Consider the following 1,000-nt stretch of genomic DNA (forward strand, 5'->3'; position numbering starts at 1 on the left):
TTCGCCATTTAAAATCCCCCTTGAGTAAACAGTAGCGTTGCTTTTCTACACTGTCCACTTAAGGGGGAGCATATCAACCTATTATGTTGCATTAGATTTTCAATTCATATAATTTTGGATTGTACTTCAGTTACTTTAAAACATTAGAGAAGTAAGAATAATAGCAATACATATGGTATATTCAATTTAACAAAATAGGAATAGTTTTCAAATTCAATTTATCATAGTGATAATATCAAATTAAAGGAGCTTATTATGAAAAATAAAATAGTTTACGGTGTGCTCGGATTATCAATAGCAGCATTCGGAACAATAGGAACCTACGTTCTCTTTACAGATAATGAAGATAAAGTGGCAGTGGCAGCAATAGAAACAAAAGAATCCAGTCCAGAAATCGTCGAGCACCCAGTTAGCGCTGATGATCTTGCTAAATCTGTGAAAGAAATTGGGGAAATAAAAGATGAGGATACTTTAAACTCCATAATGGAACATATGTCTTTGCAAAAGGTTAACATTGGCGATGAACAATTTACTCCTAAAGGTATTGATCCGAACAGTATAAACCGTATTCAAATGACCAAAGAAAATATAACATATTTAAAGCAAAGCCTTGGTTCTATTGACATTTCTAGAAACACTAGCACTGATGGATATGACTATGAAAGTATCTTGAACAAGTGGCTGGAAGGAAACTTTGATAACATAACAAAAGAATTTGAGTTCCTTTTGGGTCTTTATAATAATGGAGTCTACACTGGTGACGAAGTAACTAAGAAAAGCGAAGCTGAAGAAAAGGAATATATATCGCATTTTTTCAATTAATAGTTAATTAACAGAAGTAAGCTATGAGCCTTCCGTAGCTTGCTTTTTTATATTTTTTTCTGCAACTGCAACATAATATGTTGATCTTACCCCCGTCAAGTAGACACCTTTAAAAAGCCTACATCGCCTTTCTTCGAAATTGAACTGGAGAAAGGTTCTTTAATTTCTTTTGATATCT

The 1,000-nt window shown here is 33.1% G+C and carries 1 protein-coding gene; it reads left to right on the plus strand.

Features of this window, described 5'->3' with window-relative positions; all coding sequences use genetic code 11:
• Positions 1–255 precede the first annotated feature (255 nt).
• Positions 256–822 (plus strand): DUF6241 domain-containing protein, encoded by a 567-nt coding sequence (locus tag NLX67_RS22560; protein WP_254313632.1) that lies wholly within the window; start codon positions 256–258, stop codon positions 820–822.
• Positions 823–1,000: the final 178 nt, after the last annotated feature.

Origin of the sequence: Domibacillus sp. A3M-37, from assembly GCF_024213455.1 — a bacterium.
Classification (GTDB): domain Bacteria; phylum Bacillota; class Bacilli; order Bacillales; family Domibacillaceae; genus Domibacillus; species Domibacillus tundrae.